The following is an 18,406-nucleotide window of genomic DNA, read 5'->3' as shown; positions in this document are numbered from 1 at the left end:
GCTCAACGGAAACCGCCCCGGGTGCGCCCGGGGCGGTTTTCGCTTTCCCGGCGGGTTTCCTGGTGGGTTTCCGACGCAAGTTTGCGCATGTCCGGTGAAGTGTTGCCCTTCTTCGGTTCCCGTCCGTATGGTCTGGAACACTCCGAATCCAGTGAGGGGTTCCGATGCGCCGGATGTCGACGTTCTTCGCCGCGCTTCTGCTGCTGGCGGCCACTTTTCCGGGAATCGCGCACGCGGCCGCGCTGTCGAGCCGCACCCACTTGTTCTACTACCCGTGGTACGGCGGCGCCGCCACCGGCTACCGGCACTGGCAGCAGGGCGGGCACACGCCGCCGGACGACATCGGCGCGAACTTCTATCCGGTGCTGGGCGCGTACGACTCCGGCGACTTCGCCGGTGCCGTCGAGCAGCACATGCGGTGGATCGAGCAGTCCGGAGCCGGGGTGATCGTCTACAGCTGGTGGGGCCAGGGGTCCTATGAGGACGGTCTGGCGGCCGGGGTGCTCGAAGCCGCCGCGCGGCACGGGATCAAGGTCGCCTGGCACCTCGAGCCCTACAGCGGGCGCACCGCGGCTTCCACGGTGGCCGACGTCGGCTACATCACCAACCGGTACGGGTCGAGTCCCGCTTTCTACCGCGAGGGCGGCCGCGGTGCCTTCTACGTCTTCGAAAGCCTGCGCATCACCGACTGGACGGCGCTGGACCAGGTGCGCTCGTCGGCGATCGTGCTGGCGCAGACGACCGACACGAGCAAGGTCGCGCACTTCGGCGGGATGTACACCTACGACGCGATCGCCGGGGCCACGGCGCCCGGCTGGCGCGAAGCGGGCGCGTACTGCGAAGCGAACGGCCTGGTCTGGGCGCCTTCGGTGGGTCCGGGCTACAACGACGACCGCGCCGTGCCGGGCAACACGACCCCGACCCTGGGCCGCGACAACGGCGCGACTTACGACCGGGAATGGCAGAACGCGCTTTCCTCGGGCGCCGACTGGGTTTCGGTCACGTCGTTCAACGAGTGGCACGAAGGCTCGATCATCGAACCGGCCCGCTCCAACCCGCCTTCGGGTGCGTACGAGACGTTCTCCGGCGCGTACGGGACTTCGGGCGCGGCTTCGGAAACCACCTACCTGGACCGGACGCGGTACTGGGCGGCGCAGCTCGGCGGCCCGCCGCCCGCCTCGGTCAACCTGGCGCAGAGGGGGTCCCAGGTTCGTTGAGGGCGCTGGCCGCAAGCGCCCCAATGTGGCCTTCGGTGCGTCAGACGCACCCAAGGCGGCCTTCGGTGCGTCAGACGCAACCAAGGCCGCCTTGGGGCGCTTGGGCCGGACGTGAGACGTGTCCGAAGTGGAGGCCTACGCCTCCTGAGCCCGGCTCACGAACGACGCCGGGTCGGCGAGCACGCGGTGCACGACCCGGCCCGCCGCCCCGAGCGTCGCGGCGTCGCCGCCGAGACGTGAGGCCGTGAGCACGGGCGGCGCGCCGCGGAGGCCGCCGAGGCGCGTGGTCAGCACGTCCGCCACCGGTCCGGACAGCCACGGGTAGAGCTGGGTGAACACCCCGCCGAGGACGATGCGGTCGAGGTCGAGGAGGTTCACCGCCGACGTCAGGGCGATGCCGAGGGCGCGTCCGGCCGCCGCACAGGCCTCCAGGGCTCGGGCGTCGCCGCGTTCGAGGGCGGTCAGCAGCGCGGGGAGCGTCGGCGCGTCGCCCGCCGTCAGCAAGGCCTCCTGACCCGCGAACGTCTCGAGGCAGCCGTTGCCCCCGCACCGGCACGCGGGCCCTTGCGGTGCGACGACGACGTGGCCGAGCTCACCCGCCAGGCCGCGGGCGCCGGAGAACAACGTGCCGTTCACGACCAGGCCCGCGCCGATGCCGATTTCGCCCGAGACGTAGAGGAAGTCGCGCGCGCCGTCGCCGTACCAGAGCTCGCCGAGCGCGGCGAGGTTCGCCTCGTTGTCCAGCTCGACCGGGACGGGCAGCCGGAGCAGGTCGGCCGGGCGGACGTCCTGCCAGCCGAGGTTGGGGGCGCTGAACAGGACGCCGTCGCCGACCGGGCCGGACACCGCGAGCACGGCGCCCGCCACCTCGAGCCCGAGCCGGTGGGCTTCGGTGAGCGCCTCGCTGGCGAGGGCCTGCAGCTCCCCGAGGACCTTCTTCGGCCGCGACCCGCGGTTGTCCCGCTCGCGGCGGGCGGCGAACCGGACGCCGCCGGTGAGGTCGAGCACCCGCACCGCGAGGTAGTCGACGTTGATCTCGAGGCCCAGCGACGCCACGCGCGCGCCGCTGAGCACGACCGCCACGCCCGGGCGGCCGCGTTCACCCGCGCGGGCGGGGCCGGTCTCGGCGAGCAGGCCCGCGTCGACCAGGTCGCCGACGAGCTTGGAGACGGTGGACTTGGTCAGGCCGGTGACCTCGGCGAGCGCGGCGCGGGTCAGCGGGCCGCCGCGGCTGACCGCGCCCAGCACGACCTCGAGGTTGCGGGCGCGCATCTCTTCGTGCCGCACGGCCTGGGTCATCTGTCCCTCCCGCGGCAACTCTAACCGGCCTCTTGACGCCCGGGACCACCGCGGCGCATATTTAGTCTACAACGTGAACTAAATGAAGGGACAGTCATGAGCGACTACGCTCCCCAGCCGGCCGACAAGTTCACCTTCGGCCTGTGGACCGTGGGCTGGCCCGCGAACGACCCGTTCGGGGTGGCGACGCGCCCGCCGCTCGACCCGGTGGAAAGCGTGCACCGGCTGGCGGAGCTGGGCGCCTACGGCGTGACGTTCCACGACGACGACCTGCTGGCCACCGAGCCGGACCGCGACAAGGCGATCGAGCGCTTCAAGAAGGCGCTCGCCGAGACGGGCCTTCGCGTCCCCATGGCGACGACCAACCTGTTCACCCACCCGGTGTTCAAGGACGGCGGCCTGACGAGCAACGACCGTGACGTCCGGCGTTACGCGCTGCGCAAGGTCCGCCGCAACATCGACCTGGCGGCCGAGCTGGGCGCGGAGACGTACGTGGTGTGGGGCGGCCGCGAAGGCGCGGAGTCGGACGGCGCGAAGGACGTCCGCGCGGCGCTGGCCCGCTACAAGGAGGGCCTGGACCTGCTCGCGGACTACGTCGTCGAGAAGGGGTACTCGCTGCGGTTCGCGCTGGAGCCGAAGCCGAACGAGCCGCGCGGCGACATCCTGCTGCCGACGATCGGCCACGCGCTGGGCTTCATCTCCCAGCTGGCGCGGCCGGAGATGTTCGGGCTGAACCCGGAGGTCGGCCACGAGCAGATGGCCGGGCTCAACTTCGTGCACGGGATCGCGCAGGCGCTGTGGCAGGGCAAGCTGTTCCACATCGACCTGAACGGCCAGCACGGCCCGAAGTACGACCAGGACCTGATCTTCGGCCACGGCGACGTGAAGAGCGCGTTCTTCCTGGTGGACCTGCTGGAGAACGGCGGCTACGAGGGACCGCGCCACTTCGACTACAAGCCGATGCGGACGGAGGACCCGTCGGACGTGTGGGTCTCGGCGGCGGCGAACATGCGGACTTACCTGATCCTGAAGGAGAAGTCGGCCAAGTTCCGTTCGGACCCCGAAGTCGCCGAAGCCCTCGCGGCTTCCCGGGTGCCCGACCTCTCGACGCCGACGCTGGCACCGGGCGAGACGTTCGACGACGTGCTGAAGGACGACTTCGACCTGGACGCGGCGGCCGCGCGCGGCTACCACTTCACCCGGCTGAACCAGCTGGCCTTGGAGCACCTCCTCGGCGTCCGCTGACGATTAGCATCGGGTGATGCTGAGCAACGCGCGGTTCGAAGCCCGCATCCCCACGCAGGACCTGGCCGAGCTCGCCGGTGGTACTCGGAGAAGCTCGGGCTGGAACCGGCCGAAGAACGCGAAGGCGGGCTGCGGTACGAAGGCGCCTCGGGCGTCTTCTGCCTGTTCGCCTCCGCGGGCGCGTCCGACGGTTCGTTCACGCAGATGGGTTTCTACGTGGACGACATCGAAGCGGCGGTCGCCGAGTTGCGGGCGCGCGGCGTGGTGTTCGAGGAGTACGAAGGCTGCGTGAACGGGATCATGGACATCCGCGGCAACTACCCGAGCAAGGGCCGCGGTGAGCGCGCCGCGTGGTTCCGCGACTGCGAGGGCAACATGCTCGGCATCGCCGAAGTGGTCCGCTGACGTGCCATGAGGGGCACCTTCAGGTCCGTGAAGGTGCCCCTCATGCCCGCTACGACACGGTCAGCGTGTCGATGTCGAACAGGGAACCCGCGCCGCCCCGGAACACCAGGTGGAGCGAGCCCGAGCCCGGCGTGACGGACGTCGAGACCGTCTGGAACGTCTCCCAGCCGCCCGTCACCGGGACCGTCACCGTGCCCAGCAGGGCTCCGGTGGCCGAGCCGTCGCGGATCTCGATCGTGCCGCCCGCTCCCGCCGACGACACCACCGCGCTGAATCGCGAAATCCCCGCCGTGCTGACCTGGGAGAAACCGGCCCAGTCGCCGTTCTCGATGTAGCCGAGGGTGTTGCCGCCGCTCGCCGCGGCGTGCGGTGCCACCTGCACCCCCGACCCCGACGTGAACGACTCACCCTCCACTGTGGACGACGACGGAACACCGCACGAAGCCGGAGCCACCCCCGCCGCGTACCGGACAGCGCCCAGCAACGAGGCCCGGAACACCGGGTCCGCGTACGACTCGATCGTGTGGCCGAGCCCCGTGTAGAACGCGCGGCCATTGCCCTGCGGGTGGCACCACGTGATCGGGTGGTCCGCGCCCATCTCACCACCCGTGTAGCTGGACTCGTCCAGCGTCTGCAGCACGTGCACGCTGCCGCGCGGGTTGGTGCGGTAGTTGTACAGCTCGTCCGTGCGCGTCCACACCGCCGGGAGGTGCGCGGTGGCGGGATGCGTCGAGTCCTCAGTCACGAACCGGGCCTGCTGGATCGCCGGGTGGCTCTTGAACCACGCCCCGACCAGCTTGCCGTACCACGGCCAGTCGTACTCCGTGTCCGCCGCCGCGTGGATGCCGAGGTAGCCGCCGCCTCCCTCCACATAGGACTCGAACGCCGTCTGCTGCGTCGCGTCCAGGACGTCACCTGTCGTGGAAAGGAAGATCACCGCCTCGTACGAGGACAGTGAGGCCGTCGTGAACACCGAGGCGTCCTCGGTGGCCGTGACGCTGAAGCCCTCGGCCGCGCCCAGTTCGCGCAGCGCCTGGATGCCCGCCGGGATCGAGTCGTGGCGGAAGCCCGCCGTCTTGGAGAACACCAGCACGTCGTACGTCGGGTCCACCTGGGTCGGCATACCGCTCAGCGTAAAGGAATCGACGTCGAACAGGGAACCGGAACCGCCGCGGAACACCAGGAACAACGGCCCGGACCCGCTCGACACCGACGTCGTCACGTTCTGGAACGTCTCCCAGCCGCCGGTCGACGGCACCGCCACCGAGCCGAGCAACGTCCCGGTCGCCGAACCCGAGCGGATCTCGATCGTCCCGCCCGCGCCCGCCGACGACACCCGCGCCGTGAACGACCGCGCGCCCGCCGTGCTCACCGACGCGTACCCGGCCCAGTCGCCGTTCTCGATGTAGCCGAGGGTGTTGCCGCCGCTCGCCGCGGCGTGCGGGGCGACCTGCACCCCGGAACCCGACGTGAACGACTCGCCCTCGACCGCCGACGACGTGGTGGTCGTGAACGTGAACGCGTCGAGGTCGAACAGGTTGCCCTGCCCGGTGACGCCCTTGAACACCAGGTACAGCGACGTCGTCCCGGACGGCCGGTTCGCCAGGTTCGCCGTCACGTCCGCGAACGTGTCCCAGTTCCCGGTGTTGGCCACGGCCGCCGAGCCCAGCAGGGTGCCGGTCGGCGAGCCCGCTCGCACCTCCAGGGTCCCGCCCGGGCCACCCGAGGAGACGCGCGCGGTGATCGACGTCGCGTTGCCCAGCGCATACGGCGTGAAGGAGATCCAGTCGCCGTCATCGGTGTAGCCGACGGTCCGGCCGCCTTCCGCCGCGCCGTGGTCGGCCAGCTGGATGCCGGACTGCGCCGCGAAGTGCTCCGCCTGCCGGTGCCGCGGCTGCAGCTTCCGGACGCTGTGCGAGGTCAGCCCGCCCTTGTCGGTGTACTGCGCGTCGAAGACGCCGTAGATGTTCGCCGCGGCGTCGTGCTCGCCGTCGACCGGGACCGCGATCGAGCCGGAACACCCCGTCTGCTGGGTGATCTGGTGCTCGTGGCTGTCGTGGCCCAGGAAGTACGTGACCTTGACCTTCGAGCAGTCCAGCGCGCCGTCTTCCGGATCGCTGCCCGTCACCTGGAAGGGCACGGTGTCACCGAAGGAGAACAGCTGTCCGTCGATCGGTGCACTCAGCGACACCGTGGGCGCGGTGTTCCCCACCGTCACCACGAGGCTCGCCGTGCCGGTCAGGCCCTCCGGATCCGAGACCGTCAGCGTCGGCGAGTAAGTCCCGTTGGTGGTGTAGGTGTGGGCCGGGTTCGCCGCCGTCGACGAGGAGCCGTCACCGAAGTCCCAGCGGTAGGTCAGCGCCCCACCCTCGGGATCGGCGCTCCCGGCCGAAGAAAAGGTGACGGTCAGCGGATTCGGCCCGGATGTCTTGTCGGCCGCGGCCTTCGCGACCGGGTTGCGGTTCGTGCCCGCCAGGTACTCGATCCGGTACAGCGCCTGGTTGTCGCTGCCGGTGCCGTAGTCGAGGACGTACAGGGCGCCGTCCGGGCCGAACGCCATGTCCATCACCTGCGTGCCGGTCCACGGGAAGTCCTCGATCGGGCCGCGGCTGCCGTCGGCGTTGACGGTCACCGCCTTGATCCACTTTCGCCCGTACTCGCCCGCGAAGTACTTGCCGTCCAAGGACTGCGGGAACTTGACCGGGGACGTCGACGCCGCGTCGTACCGGTACACCGGCCCGCCCATCGGCGACTCCGAGCCGCTGCCGAACTCCGGCGGCGAGCCTTCGTCACCCGCGTACTTGATCCACGCGGGCTTCGGCACCGGCAGCTTGGCCAACCCCGTGTTGCGGAACGACGTGTTCGTCGGGCCGCCCGCGCAGTCGTACTTCGCTCCGGAGGGACCACTCGGGAAGGTGTAGTGGTTGTACGTCTCAGTGGTCGTGTTCGACCCGGTGCAGTACGGCCAGCCGAAGTTGCCGGGCCCGGTGATCCGGTCGAACTCGACCTGCCCCTGCGGCCCGCGGTTCGGGTCGGTGACGCCGGCGTCCGGGCCGTAGTCGCCGAGGTAGACGACGCCGGTCGGTTTGTCGACACTCATCCGGAACGGGTTGCGGAAGCCCATCGCGTAGATCTCCGGCCGGGTGCTCGCGGTGCCCGGCGCGAAGAGGTTCCCCGACGGGATCGTGTACGTCCCGTCGGCCTGCGGGTGGATCCGCAGCAGCTTGCCGCGCAGGTCGTTCGTGTTGGCCGACGAGCGTTGCGCGTCGAACTGCGGGTTGCGCGTGGTCCGCTCGTCGATCGGGGAGTAGCTGTCGGAGGAGAACGGGTTCGTGTCGTCGCCGGTGGTCAGGTACAGGTTGCCGGCCGCGTCGAAGTCGATGTCGCCGCCGACGTGGCAGCACTGCCCGCGGTCGTTGGCGACCTTCAGCACGACCTTCTCGCTGGCCAGGTCGAGCGTGTTGTCGGTCTTCAGCACGAACCGCGACAGGTGCAGCTCGCCCTTGAACGGCGCGAAGTCCGCCTCGGTGCCGTCGGTCGGCGCGTCACCGTCCGGTGTGGACAGCCGCGGCGAGTAGTACAGCCAGACGAACCGGTTCGTCGCGAACCCGGGGTCGGCGGCGACGCCCTGGAGGCCCTCCTCGTCGTGGGTGTAGACGTTCAGCTTGCCCGCGATCGACGTCGCACCGGCCGCGGTGGTGACGCGGACGGTGCCGTCGCGGGAGGTGTGCACGACCGAGCGGTCCGGCAGCACGGCGAGCGACATCGCCTCGCCGCCCAGCTCGGCCGCGCCGGTCGCGAGCGCGACCTGCTGGTAGTCCGCGGGCGGGATGTCCGCGCGGGCCGGCGTGTCGACGGTGAGCAGGAGGCCGGCGCCCAGGAGCGCGGTGCCGAACAGCCTCGCCCACTTCGGTGGGGACGGAGACATGCTGGTTCCTTCCTGAATTTGAGCGTGCTTCGCCCCGGTGTGGCGCGAAGCCGGTTTCGATCACCTTCCGACGGGGCTGGCGGTCACCCGTTGAACAAACCTCGTGAGTGTTTAGGGCGGTTCTAACCGCCCTAAACACTCACGAGGGGCCTGACTGACCTCCCTCAGTGCGGGTCACTCGGTGCGGACAGCCGCCGCGAGCAGCAGCTCCTTGACTTCCGTGGCGTGGAACTTCTCCCGGGCGAGCGCCGGGTCCGAGCAGAGCAGCACCGGTCCGTCCTCGGCCGCGTCGGGCAGCCGGCCGTGGCTGCCGCGCACCGGGGCCGGGTCCAGCGGGACCACCTGCATCGAATACCGCAGGCCGAGCTTCTTGCGGGCCAGCGCGGACGCCGCCTTCAGCTTGACCATCGGGTCGTCCGGGTCGAAGAACAGCTCGGCCGGGTCGTAGCCGGGCTTGCGGTGGATCTCGACGGTCTTGGCGAAGTCCGGCGCGCGATCGTCGCTGAGCCAGTAGTAGTACGTGAACCACGCGTCCGGCTCGGCGACGGCGACCAGCTCGCCCGCCCGCTCGTGGTCGATCCCGAACCCGGCCTGCGCGGCCCGGTCGAGCACGACGTCCACTCCGGACAGTCCGGCGACGATGTCCCGCACCCGCGGCAGGTCCGCCGGGTCGGCGACGTAGACGTGCGCGACCTGGTGGTCGGCGACGGCGAACGCCCGCGACGTCCACGGGTCGAGGTACTCCATGCCCGCCTGGACGTACACGTTGAGCAGGCCTTCGCGGCGCAGCGCCCGGTTGATGTCCACCGGACGGCTCGCGTTGGTGATGCCGTACTCCGAGAGCGCGACGACGGTGTGCCCACCCGCGGCCGCCTGGTCGAGCAGCGGCTTCAGTGCGGCGTCGATCTCGCGCGCGGCGGCCGCGGCCTGTGGCGCGTCGGGCCCGAAGCGCTGGAGGTCGTAGTCGAGGTGCGGGATATAGACGAGCGTGGTGTCCGGCTTGTCCTCGGCCATGATCTTCTGCGCCGCAGCGATGATCCACTTCGACGACGTGATCGCCGCCGTCGGGCCCCAATAGGTGAACAGCGGGAACTCGCCGAGCGCGCCGACGAGCCGGTCGTGCAGCTGCGGCGGGTAGGTGTAGGCGTCCGGGGACTTCTTGCCGTCGGCGTGGTAGATCGGCCGCGGCGTCACGGTCAGGTCGGTGTCCGCGCCCATCGCGTACCACCAGCAGACATTCGCCACGCGGTGCCCGGCCTGCGCGCGACGGGCGGCGTCCCAGAACTTGTCGCCCTGGACCAGCTTGTTGTGCTGGCGCCAGAGGAAGATCTCGCCGAGGTCGCGGAAGTACCAGCCGTTGCCGACGATGCCGTGTTCCGCGGGCTGCAACCCCGTGAGGAACGTCGACTGCACCGAGCAGGTGACCGCCGGGAACACGGTGTCGAGCTGCGCGGTGAAGCCGGGCTCGGCCATCTTGCGCAGGTTCGGCATGTGCGGCAGCAGCCGCGGGGTCAGCCCGACGACGTCGAGGACGAGCAAGCTCATGCGGAAACCTCTTCCAAGCCTAGTGCGATCAAGGAACGCCGGGTCCAGTCGAGTTCGGCCGCGATGCCCGCGACCAGCCCGGCGTCGTCGGCGGGTGCGTCCGGGAGCACCTGCCAGGTGTAGGTCTCGACCTCGACGTGGTCGGTGCGCGCGGCCGACCCGCCGAACAGCTCGGCCAGCGTCGCGGCCAGCACCGGCCGGGTCGAGGCCAGCGGCGGTGCCGGGTCGGCGTGCAGCGGCACGTGGAAGTGCACGCGCCACGGGGCTTCTCCGGGCAGTCCCCCGGCCAGTGCCAGGTCGAGGTCGTCGGCCCCGGGCGGCGCACCTTCGTTGCTCTGGTGCAGGAACCGGGGTTCCACAAAGGACTCCAGCGCCCGGCGGGTCGCCGGGTCGTTCGGAGCGGCGGCTTCCAGCGCGGCCGACGCCTGGACCTTGACGACGTCGAGCCCGGCGGCTTCGAGGCGGCCGAGCGCGGCCGCCGGGTCCTCGAAGCCGACCGCGAGGTGGCAGGTGTCCAGGCAGACGCCGAGCCACTCCTTGTCCACTTCGGACAGCAGCGACGCCGCCTGCGCGGTGGTTTCGATGACGCAGCCAGGCTCGGGTTCGAACGCCACCCGCACCGGGCGGTCCTGCGCCGCCAGCCCCTTGGCGAGCAGCTCCAGCTGCCCGCGGTCGTCACGCCACTCCGTGCGCCAGCCGAGCGGGAGCGTCGAGACGCTGCCGCGCACGGCGTCGTCCGGCAGCAGCTCGGCCAGCAGCCGGGCCAGGTCCAGGGTGTACCGCGTGCGCTCGGGCGTGCCCCAGTCCGGCCGGTACACCTTGTGCTTCACCACCGGGTCGTGGAACCCCTGGTACGGGAACCCGTTGAAGGTGACGACCTCGAGGCCGCGCGTGGCCAGTTCGCCGCGCAGCCGGGCGACCGCGGCCGGGTCGGCGACCAGCTCCGACGCCACCGGCCGCGCCAGCCACAGGCCGAGCCCGAGCCGGGCCACGCCCAGGCGTTCCCGCACCGGTTCGCCGAAGCGGGCCAGCTGGGCGAGCACGCCGTCGAGGTCCTCGGCCTGGTGCACGTTGGTGCAGTAGGCGAGGTGCACGAGCGTGCCGTCGCCGTGCCGGAACCTCACTTGCGCGCACCCCGCAGGATCGAGTTGCCCACGAACTCGGCGTCCGGTGCCGCCTCGTCGAGCGACAACCGCCCGCTCTGGCCGTAGAACTCGACCGGGTTGCGCCACAGCACCTGGTCGACGTCGTCCTCGCTGAACCCGGCGGCCAGCATCGCGTCGCCGGTCTTGCGGGTCTTGAGCGGGTCGCTCTTGCCCCAGTCCGCGGCCGAGTTCACCAGCACCTTTTCGGTGCCGTATTCGCGCAGGATCGCGACCATCCGCTCTTCGTCCATCTTGGTGTCCGGGTAGATCGAGAAGCCCATCCAGCAGCCGGACTCCTTGACCATGCCGACGGTCACCTCGTTGAGGTGGTCGAGCACCACGCGCCCGGGCGCGATGCCGGACTCGCGGACGACGGCGATGCTGCGTTCGGTGCCGACGGCCTTGTCGCGGTGCGGGGTGTGCACCATCGCCGGGAGGTCGTGGTCGATCGCCAGCGCGAGCTGCGCGGCGAACGCCTTGTCCTCCTCGGTGGTCATCGAGTCGTAGCCGATCTCGCCGACCGCGACGACGCCGTCCTTCTCCAGGTAGCGCGGGAGGAGGTCGAGCACCGGCGTGCAGCGCGGGTCGTTGGCTTCCTTGGGGTTGAGCGCGATCGTGCAGTGGTGGGCGATGCCGAACTGGCTCGCGCGGAACGGCTCCCAGCCGACGAGCGCGTCGAAGTAGTCGGTGAAGCTGCCGACGTTCGTGCGGGGCTGGCCGAGCCAGAACGCCGGTTCGACGAGCGCGCGGACCCCGGCGGCGTGCATGGCCGCGTAGTCGTCGGTGGTGCGGGAGCTCATGTGGATGTGCGGGTCGAAGATGCGCATCAGGCGTCCTGTTCGGTGAGCAGCGGGAGGAGGTCGGCGGGGACGTCGCGGCCCGCGGCGGTGCGCTCGGCGGCGAAGGACCGCATCATGCGCAGCAGTTCTTCGTCGGTCCGGCGGTCGAGCCCGGCGACTTCGGCCAGGGGGATGCCCATGAAGACGCACTTGAGGACGCCGTGGCGGTAGGCGGCGTCGTCGAGGTGCGTGGCGGCGTATTGCCCCATCGCGGCGGTGACGAGCCGGGTGTCATTGGTGCGCAAGGCGTCCGCGACCAGGTCGAGCCCGGCGTCCCCAATGTCTACAACGGACAGTCCACGCAGGACAGCCCGCTTCTCGGCGGCGTCGCCGTAGCGGTAGAGGTCGGGCATCTCCGCCGCGGCCCCGGGAGCCGCCTTGAGCAGCGCCACGCGGGCGACGTCGTCGACCGTCCACCCCGGGGTGTCCGACGGGCCCCGGCCGACCCGGCGGCCGACGGCGGGGAACACCGTGCGCAACGCCGTCACGTCGGCGGCGACCTTCTTCAGAGCTTCGTCGAGCCAGGCGTTCACGCCGTCACCGCCTTCCGGAGGAATTCAAGAGATTCGCGGGCGATCCGCGGGGCCGCGTGACTGTCCCGCGGCAGCTCGACGGCGACCAGCCCGGGGTAGGGCGCCAGCGCGGCCAGCACCGGCGGGAAGTCGATCTCGCCCCGCCCGAACTCCAGGTGCTCGTGCGTGCCGCGGCGCATGTCGTCGATCTGCACGTTGACCAGCCGCGGCAACGCGCGCCGGACGCAGTCGGGCACGGACGCGGACTCGTTGCACCGGCAGTGCCCGACGTCCAGCGTCAGCCCGAACCGCTCCGGATCACCCAGGCGCCGGGCCAGCTCGAAGTACCCGTCGAGGCCCTCGACGAGCATCCCCGGCTCGGGCTCGAACCCGAGCTTGACGTCGTGTTCGTCGGCAGCCTTGAGCACCTCCGCGCAGCCGTCGACCAGGTGCGCCCACGCGTCCTCAGTGGACAGTTCAGCCGGTTTGTTGCCACTCCAGAACGACACGGCCTCCGCGCCCAGGTCCGCGGCGATCTCGACGGCCCGGGTCAGGAACTCGATCCGGCGCGCGCGGTCGGGGTCGAGGAACGTCGGCGAGTGCTTGCGCCACGGGTCCAGCAGGAACCGGGCCCCCGTCTCGATCACGACGGCCAGCCCGAGCCGGTCCAGCTCCGCGCCCACCGAGGCGACCCGGCGGGCGAGGTCCGGCCCGAACGGGTCGAGGTGCTGGTGGTCGAGCGTCAGCGCGACGCCGTCGTAGCCGAGGTCGGCCAGGACGCGCAGGGCGTCGCCGAGGCGGTGGTTGGCGAAGCCGTTGGTGCCGTACCCGAACCTCATGTCGGCGACACCTTCCGGCTCAGCGCCCGCGCGATCGGGAACGCGGCGGCGACGGCCAGCGCCGAGCGCCACGCCCCGGTCCGCGCGATCAGCCCGGCCTGCAGCGGGATCATGCCGTGGATCCCGGCGCCGACCGCGCGGCGGATCTTCGGCGCGGCCGGGTCGCGGACGGCGTCGTACTGCGCCCGCCCGGTGGTCAGCGCGTACGTCCCGAGCAGCGCCGAGGCCAGCGGCCCGACGCGGCCGGCGGCGATGCGCACTCCCGCCGTCGCGGCCAGGGTGGCGGCGGGCAGCGCGGGCTTCGCACCGTCCACTTCGGACCGCGACAGCTGGGTGACCGCGTAGGTGTGCGCCCCGACGGTCAGCGCCGCCGGCACGGCCGCCCGTGCCCCGCCCCCGCCGAGGAGGACGTCGAGGGTGCGGGCCGCGGCCATCGCGGCCGGGCCGAGCGGGGTCTCCTTGAGCACGAAGTCGTACGCCCACACGGTCGCGGCCAGCGGCAGGGCGACGCGCAGCGCCCGCTTGCCCCCGGCGGCGGCCGCGATGCCCAGGCCACCGGCGGTCAGGCCGGTGGCGACGCCGAGCGCGGTGCCCGGCTTGATCCGCCCCGACGGGATCGGCCGCTCGGGCCGTTCCATGGCGTCGAGGTGGCGGTCGGCGTAGTCGTTGAGCGCCATGCCAGCCCAGTAGATGCAGACGGACGCACCGGTCAGGGCCAGCGTGCGGCGGCCGAAGGGCCAGCCCGAGGCGGCGGCCCCGGCGACGGCGTCGCCGGGCACGGTCAGCGCCGCGGGCGCGCGGACGAGTTCGACGAAGGCCTTCACCGGTGCGCCCACTCACGCAGCACCGCGTACTGCGACGCGAGGTCGTGCGGGCCGTCGCCGACGGGATCCTTGAAGAAGAACCCGAACTCGGCGACCGGCCCGGCGACGCCGTCGCGGCACGCCTTGGCGGTCAGCCGGGCGAGGTCGAGCACCAGCGGCGCGGCGAGCGCCGAGTCGCAGCCCTGCCAGGTGAGCTGCAGCGTCATGCGGGCGCCGAGGAAGCCCTCGAACAGCACGTGGTCCCAGGCGGTCTTCCAGTCGCCGAGCGCCGGGACGTAGTCGATGTGCACCTCGCCGTCGACCTCGCGGCCGAGGTTCTGCGAGAGCACCTGCTGCTTGGACGCGTTCTTGCTCGACGCGGCACCCGGGTCGGCCAGCGTGGCGCCGTCGCCGCCGCCGAGCAGGTTCGTGCCCGACCAGGCGAGCACGTTCAGCGCGCGCTGGGCGAACATCGGCGCGAGCACCGACCGCAGCAGCGTCTCGCCGGTCTTGCCGTCGCGGCCCGCGTACGGCAGCCCGGCGGTGCGGGCCAGCTCGTCGAGCGCGGGCAGCCGAGCCCCGGTCGACGGCGTGAAGTCGACAAAGCCACAACCCGCGCGGAAGGCGGCGTAGGCGTACAGCGCGCTCGGCGGCAACGTGTCCAGCGCGTCTTCCAACGCGGCGAGGGACGCGTGCGCCGGGTGCGGCTCGCACGGGGGTTCGGTCGAGGAGACGTTGAGGACGACGACGTGGTCCAGACCCGCACGGAACTCGGTGAGGTCCGCGATGATCTGGTCGGCCGCCGCGCGGCCGCTCCCGGACGGCGCGGGGCGCAGCCGGGCCTCCGCCGCCTCCAGCTCCGCGCTCACCGCGCCCGGCAGCGCCGCGGGCAGCACCCCGGCCGCCGCGAGTTGCTCGGCCCGCTTCACCAGCGGCGTGTCGACGACGTCGTGGCCCCCGAAGACCAGGTCCCCCAGACCGGGCAGCGCGGCCCCGGCGAAGTCCGGCAGCTCGGTCACGCAGCCCGTGCGCGGGACCAGTCCCGCACGCAGGGCCGCGGCCCCGGCGACGGCCGTCGTGGCCACCGATCCCCGGGCGCCGACCAGCCAGACACCGATCTTGCTCATGACTTCCTCCACCTGTTCTCGGGTCAGCCGACGCGCGCCGCCCCCGGCGCGCCCCGGCTCCGGACCCCGCTCGCCGCGCGCGGGTCCACCTGGACTACATCGCGGTACCCGATCGGGTGTTTCCATTCGGTCGACGGGAGCGTCATCCGCTGTCCCTTTCCGCTCGCACCGGCACCAGCGCCGGGTCGTCGAACACCGCCTGGAGCGCGACGTGCGCACCGCCGCGCGCCGCCGCGGAGAAGCCGAGCCACGACAGCTCGACGCGGCAGCCGCCGATGCCGGGGGCGACCACGCGGGCCTCCAGCTCGGTCAGCATCGGGCCGAGCAGGTACGGGCCGAGCTGGGCGAAGTAGCCGCCGAGCAGCACGACTCGCGGGTTGAAGACGTTGACCAGCACGGCGGCGCCGACCCCGAGGCCGGTACCGACCCGGGCGAGCGCGTCGAGCGTCCGCCGGTCCTTCCGCTCGGCGCGGCGGCGGATCAGGTCGAGCCGCTGTTCGAGGTCGAGCGACGGGTCGTGCACGGGATCGGCGGGCGAGGCGGCCAGGCGCAGCATCCCGGCCAGCCCGACGAGCGTCTCCCAGCAGCCGCGCCGCCCGCAGCCGCAGAGCTGGCCCGCCGGGTCGAGCTGGATGTGCCCGATCTCCCCGGCGAACCCCGCGGTGCCGCCGAGCAGCCTGCCCCGGAGATCACCCCGCCGCCGACGCCGATCTCGCCGGTCAGGTAGACCAGGTCGGCGGTGCCGGCGACGCTGCCCATCGCGTATTCGCCGAGCGCGCCGAGGTTGGCGTCGTTGGCCGTGCGGATCGGGAACGACGGCGGCCCGAGCCGCCGGGTCAGCCGCTCGGTGATGCCGTGCACGACCGGGACGTCGGTCCAGTGCAGGTTCGGCGCGACGGCGACGACGCCCGCGACGTCGACCAGCCCCGGAACGCCGACGGTGACCCCGGCGGGCATGACCCCGAGGCGGCGGCACTCCCGCAGCGCCCGCGCGGTCAGCTCCGCACCGGCGTCGAGCACCTTCGGCACCGGGAGGGCCTGGACGTCGAGCGCCACGCGTTGCTCGAACAGGACGGTGCCGGTGAGGTCGAGCACGAGCGCGGTCAGGTAGTCGACGTTGATCTCGACGCCGATCCCGCCGACGCCCCGCCCGTCCAGCTCGACGATCGTCCCCGGCCGCCCGACCGCGCCGGCGCGTTCCCGCTCGCCTTCGCGGACCAGCCCGCGTTCGACGAGCTCGGAAACCAGGCTCGACACGGTCCCCTTGTTCAGGCCGGTGTCCGCGGCGATCCCCGCCCGCGAACGGGACCCGGCGTCACGCAGGTGCCGCAGCACCAAAGCGAGGTTGCTCCGGCGGACAGCGGCCTGGTCGGCCGGGCGCACCGGTCTGAGCGAAAAGGAGGAGTCCACGCCGACACCGCCCCGGTTCGTCTGGTGGGACAACAAATTAGGGCTGGTGAAACTCCGCGGTCAACGAGGCCGAACGTGCACGAAAGTCACACAAAACGACCTGACCAGCGAAACTATCGAACGCGGTGAGCGAAAGTGTCCCACGGATGGAGCACGGGTTAGGGCGCGGCGACGCCGTAACCGCACCGCCGAACGGGGCCAGACCCAAGCGCCCCAAGGCGGCCTTGGTTGCGTCTGACGCACCGAAGGCCGCCTTGGGTGCGTCTGACGCACCGAAGGCCACATTGGGGCGCTTGGGTCAGGCTGACGGGACCGGGAAGGAAAGCGTGCCCAGCGCGGCGACCAGGGGCGAAAGTTCCGGCAACGCTTCGGCTTCGGCGAGGGCCTCCGCCAGCGCCGTGTCGTGCGTCGGACGCGCCGCCGTCAGGAGGGCCTGACCCGCCGGCGTCACCTCCGTGTAGATGCCGCGGCGGTCGGTCGGGCAGAGGTAGCGGGCCAGCAGCCCACGGCCTTCGAGCCGGGTCACCAGCCGGGTCGTCGCCGACTGGCTGAGCACCACGGCGTTGGCGAGCTGGTTCATCCGCAGGTGGAAGCCGTCCTGGCGGGCGAGCACGTCGAGCACCGTGTACTCGCTCACCGACAGCTCGTGGTCGCGCTCGAGCGCGCGCTGCAGCCTGTCCTCGATCCGCGCGTGGAGCGCGGCCAGCGTGCGCCAGCCCTGCGCGCGCGCTTCGACGGCGTCGTCGTCCAGTGACACGGTTCACCTCTCCTCGGCTTGCGCGCACTCCCTTGCACGCTGCACTATCAAGCGTGTGCAATATACGGCGTCTGCAACTATCTCGGACGCTCGTAATTGTCCACGCCACTGACTACTCTACTCGTGGAAGAAGGAAGTCCATGCCCGCCGCTCTGCTCGCACTGGCGATCAGCGCTTTCGGGATCGGCACCACCGAGTTCGTGATCATGGGCCTGCTGCCCGAGGTCGCGGCCGACTTCGGCGTCTCGATCCCGTCCGCAGGCCTGCTCATCTCGGGCTACGCGCTCGGCGTCGTCGTCGGTGCTCCCCTGCTCACCGCGCTCGCCTCCCGGGTGCCGCGCAAGACCGTGCTGGTCGCCCTGATGGGCCTGTTCATCGCGGGCAACCTGCTCTCGGCGCTGGCCCCGAGCTACGGCCTGCTGATGACCGGCCGCGTCGTCGCGGCGTTGAGCCACGGCGCGTTCTTCGGCGTCGGCTCGGTCGTCGCCGCGTCGCTGGTCGCCCCGGCCAAGCAGGCCAGCGCGATCGCGCTGATGTTCACCGGGCTGACCGTGGCCAACGTGCTCGGCGTGCCCGCCGGCACCGCGCTCGGCCAGGCCTTCGGCTGGCGCTCGACGTTCTGGGTGGTCAGCGCGCTCGGCGTCGTCGGCGCCATCGGCATCCTCGCGCTGGTGCCCCACCAGGAACCCGACCCCAACGCGGGCCTGCGCGGCGAGCTCGCCGTGTTCCGCCGCCCGCAGGTGTGGCTCGCGCTGGTCATGACCGCGCTCGGCTTCGCCGGGGTGTTCGCCTCGTTCACCTACATCGCGCCGATGATGACCGAGGTCGCGGGCTTCTCCAGTGGCGCCGTGACCTGGCTGCTCGTGCTCTTCGGCGGCGGCCTGTTCGTCGGCAACCTACTGGGCGGCAAGGCCGCGGACCGCAAGCTCATGCCCAGCCTGTACGTCATCCTCGCCGCGTTGGCGGTCGTGCTCGCGGCGTTCGTCTTCACGGCGCACGCGAAGGTGCCGGCCGCGATCACCATCGCGCTGTTCGGCGCGGCGGGCTTCGCGACCGTGCCGCCGCTGCAGGCCCGCGTGATGGCCAAGGCCGAGGGCGCCCCGGCGCTGGCCTCGGCGGCGAACATCGCCGCGTTCAACCTCGGCAACGCCGGGGGCGCGTGGCTCGGCGGCCAGGCCATCGGCGCCGGCCTCGGCTACACCGCCCCGAACTGGATCGGTGCCGTCCTCGCCGCGGCGGGCCTCGCCGTGGCCCTCGTCTCCGGCCTGCTCGACCGCCGGACCCGGACTAGTTTCGACACCGGGGAGCGGGTACTCGCCCGATGAACCACCCACC

At 71.8% G+C, this 18,406-nt stretch carries 14 protein-coding genes and 1 pseudogene; 4 read left to right on the top strand and 11 right to left on the bottom strand.

The genetic code is table 11. The annotated features are described in order from the left end of the window. Nucleotides 1–164 precede the first annotated feature (164 nt). Nucleotides 165–1,217, top strand: coding sequence for a glycoside hydrolase family 99 protein (locus QP939_RS29310; RefSeq protein ID WP_285449417.1), 1,053 nt, complete (start codon nucleotides 165–167; stop codon nucleotides 1,215–1,217). A gap of 135 nt (nucleotides 1,218–1,352) precedes the next feature. Here the strand turns inward: QP939_RS29310 and QP939_RS29305 are convergent, their stop codons facing one another. Next, nucleotides 1,353–2,516: an ROK family transcriptional regulator gene (locus QP939_RS29305; RefSeq protein WP_285449416.1), complete on the bottom strand. Its 1,164-nt coding sequence runs from the start codon at nucleotides 2,514–2,516 to the stop codon at nucleotides 1,353–1,355. A gap of 96 nt (nucleotides 2,517–2,612) precedes the next feature. Here QP939_RS29305 and xylA point away from each other — a divergent pair, with 96 nt between their 5' ends. Next, complete coding sequence (gene xylA, locus QP939_RS29300; RefSeq protein ID WP_285449415.1) at nucleotides 2,613–3,761, top strand: xylose isomerase; 1,149 nt, start codon at nucleotides 2,613–2,615, stop codon at nucleotides 3,759–3,761. A gap of 99 nt (nucleotides 3,762–3,860) precedes the next feature. Beyond that, a complete protein-coding gene (locus QP939_RS29295; protein WP_352252752.1) occupies nucleotides 3,861–4,166 on the top strand; it encodes a VOC family protein in 306 nt (101 codons plus the stop codon). Nucleotides 4,167–4,215: 49 nt separating this feature from the next. Here QP939_RS29295 and QP939_RS29285 read toward each other — a convergent pair whose 3' ends face one another. The 10 genes and pseudogenes from QP939_RS29285 to QP939_RS29245 all read right to left on the bottom strand — a co-directional run bounded on the left by QP939_RS29285 (nucleotide 4,216) and on the right by QP939_RS29245 (nucleotide 17,071). After that, nucleotides 4,216–8,094 (bottom strand): carbohydrate-binding protein, encoded by a 3,879-nt coding sequence (locus tag QP939_RS29285; RefSeq protein WP_352247684.1) that lies wholly within the window; start codon nucleotides 8,092–8,094, stop codon nucleotides 4,216–4,218. Nucleotides 8,095–8,268: 174 nt separating this feature from the next. Further along, complete coding sequence (locus tag QP939_RS29280; RefSeq protein WP_285449413.1) at nucleotides 8,269–9,639, bottom strand: alkaline phosphatase family protein; 1,371 nt, start codon at nucleotides 9,637–9,639, stop codon at nucleotides 8,269–8,271. Further along, entirely contained in the window at nucleotides 9,636–10,763 is a 1,128-nt protein-coding gene (gene eboE, locus QP939_RS29275; protein ID WP_285449412.1) for a metabolite traffic protein EboE, read from the bottom strand. Before eboE ends, QP939_RS29280 begins: the two co-directional genes overlap by 4 nt. Further along, nucleotides 10,760–11,611 (bottom strand): TatD family hydrolase, encoded by an 852-nt coding sequence (locus QP939_RS29270; RefSeq protein WP_285449411.1) that lies wholly within the window; start codon nucleotides 11,609–11,611, stop codon nucleotides 10,760–10,762. The genes eboE and QP939_RS29270 overlap by 4 nt, the downstream gene beginning before the upstream one ends. After that, entirely contained in the window at nucleotides 11,611–12,156 is a 546-nt protein-coding gene (locus QP939_RS51940; RefSeq protein WP_352247681.1) for an EboA domain-containing protein, read from the bottom strand. Before QP939_RS51940 ends, QP939_RS29270 begins: the two co-directional genes overlap by 1 nt. Further along, nucleotides 12,153–12,974 carry a sugar phosphate isomerase/epimerase family protein gene (locus QP939_RS51935; protein ID WP_352247679.1) on the bottom strand — a complete coding sequence of 274 codons (822 nt, stop codon included), beginning with the start codon at nucleotides 12,972–12,974 and terminating at the stop codon, nucleotides 12,153–12,155. The genes QP939_RS51940 and QP939_RS51935 overlap by 4 nt, the downstream gene beginning before the upstream one ends. Continuing rightward, the gene (locus tag QP939_RS29260; RefSeq protein WP_414641675.1) at nucleotides 12,971–13,810 is read right to left on the bottom strand and encodes an SCO3242 family prenyltransferase; all 840 of its coding nucleotides are present in this window, start codon (nucleotides 13,808–13,810) and stop codon (nucleotides 12,971–12,973) included. Before QP939_RS29260 ends, QP939_RS51935 begins: the two co-directional genes overlap by 4 nt. Then, nucleotides 13,795–14,904 (bottom strand): inositol-3-phosphate synthase, encoded by a 1,110-nt coding sequence (locus QP939_RS29255; protein WP_285449410.1) that lies wholly within the window; start codon nucleotides 14,902–14,904, stop codon nucleotides 13,795–13,797. Before QP939_RS29255 ends, QP939_RS29260 begins: the two co-directional genes overlap by 16 nt. Before the next feature lie 142 nt (nucleotides 14,905–15,046). After that, nucleotides 15,047–16,239, bottom strand: a pseudogene (locus QP939_RS29250) (ROK family protein). 373 nt (nucleotides 16,240–16,612) lie between these two features. Beyond that, nucleotides 16,613–17,071: a MarR family winged helix-turn-helix transcriptional regulator gene (locus QP939_RS29245; RefSeq protein ID WP_285449409.1), complete on the bottom strand. Its 459-nt coding sequence runs from the start codon at nucleotides 17,069–17,071 to the stop codon at nucleotides 16,613–16,615. A gap of 140 nt (nucleotides 17,072–17,211) precedes the next feature. On the opposite strand from QP939_RS29245, the gene QP939_RS29240 reads away from it, so the two are divergent. Continuing rightward, nucleotides 17,212–18,396, top strand: a complete 1,185-nt coding sequence (locus tag QP939_RS29240) for an MFS transporter (RefSeq protein ID WP_285449408.1) — start codon at nucleotides 17,212–17,214, stop codon at nucleotides 18,394–18,396. Nucleotides 18,397–18,406 lie beyond the last annotated feature (10 nt).

The organism is Amycolatopsis nalaikhensis, from assembly GCF_030264295.1.
In the GTDB taxonomy this organism is placed as follows: domain Bacteria; phylum Actinomycetota; class Actinomycetes; order Mycobacteriales; family Pseudonocardiaceae; genus Amycolatopsis; species Amycolatopsis nalaikhensis.
This window is presented reverse-complemented; position numbering and strand designations above follow the sequence as displayed.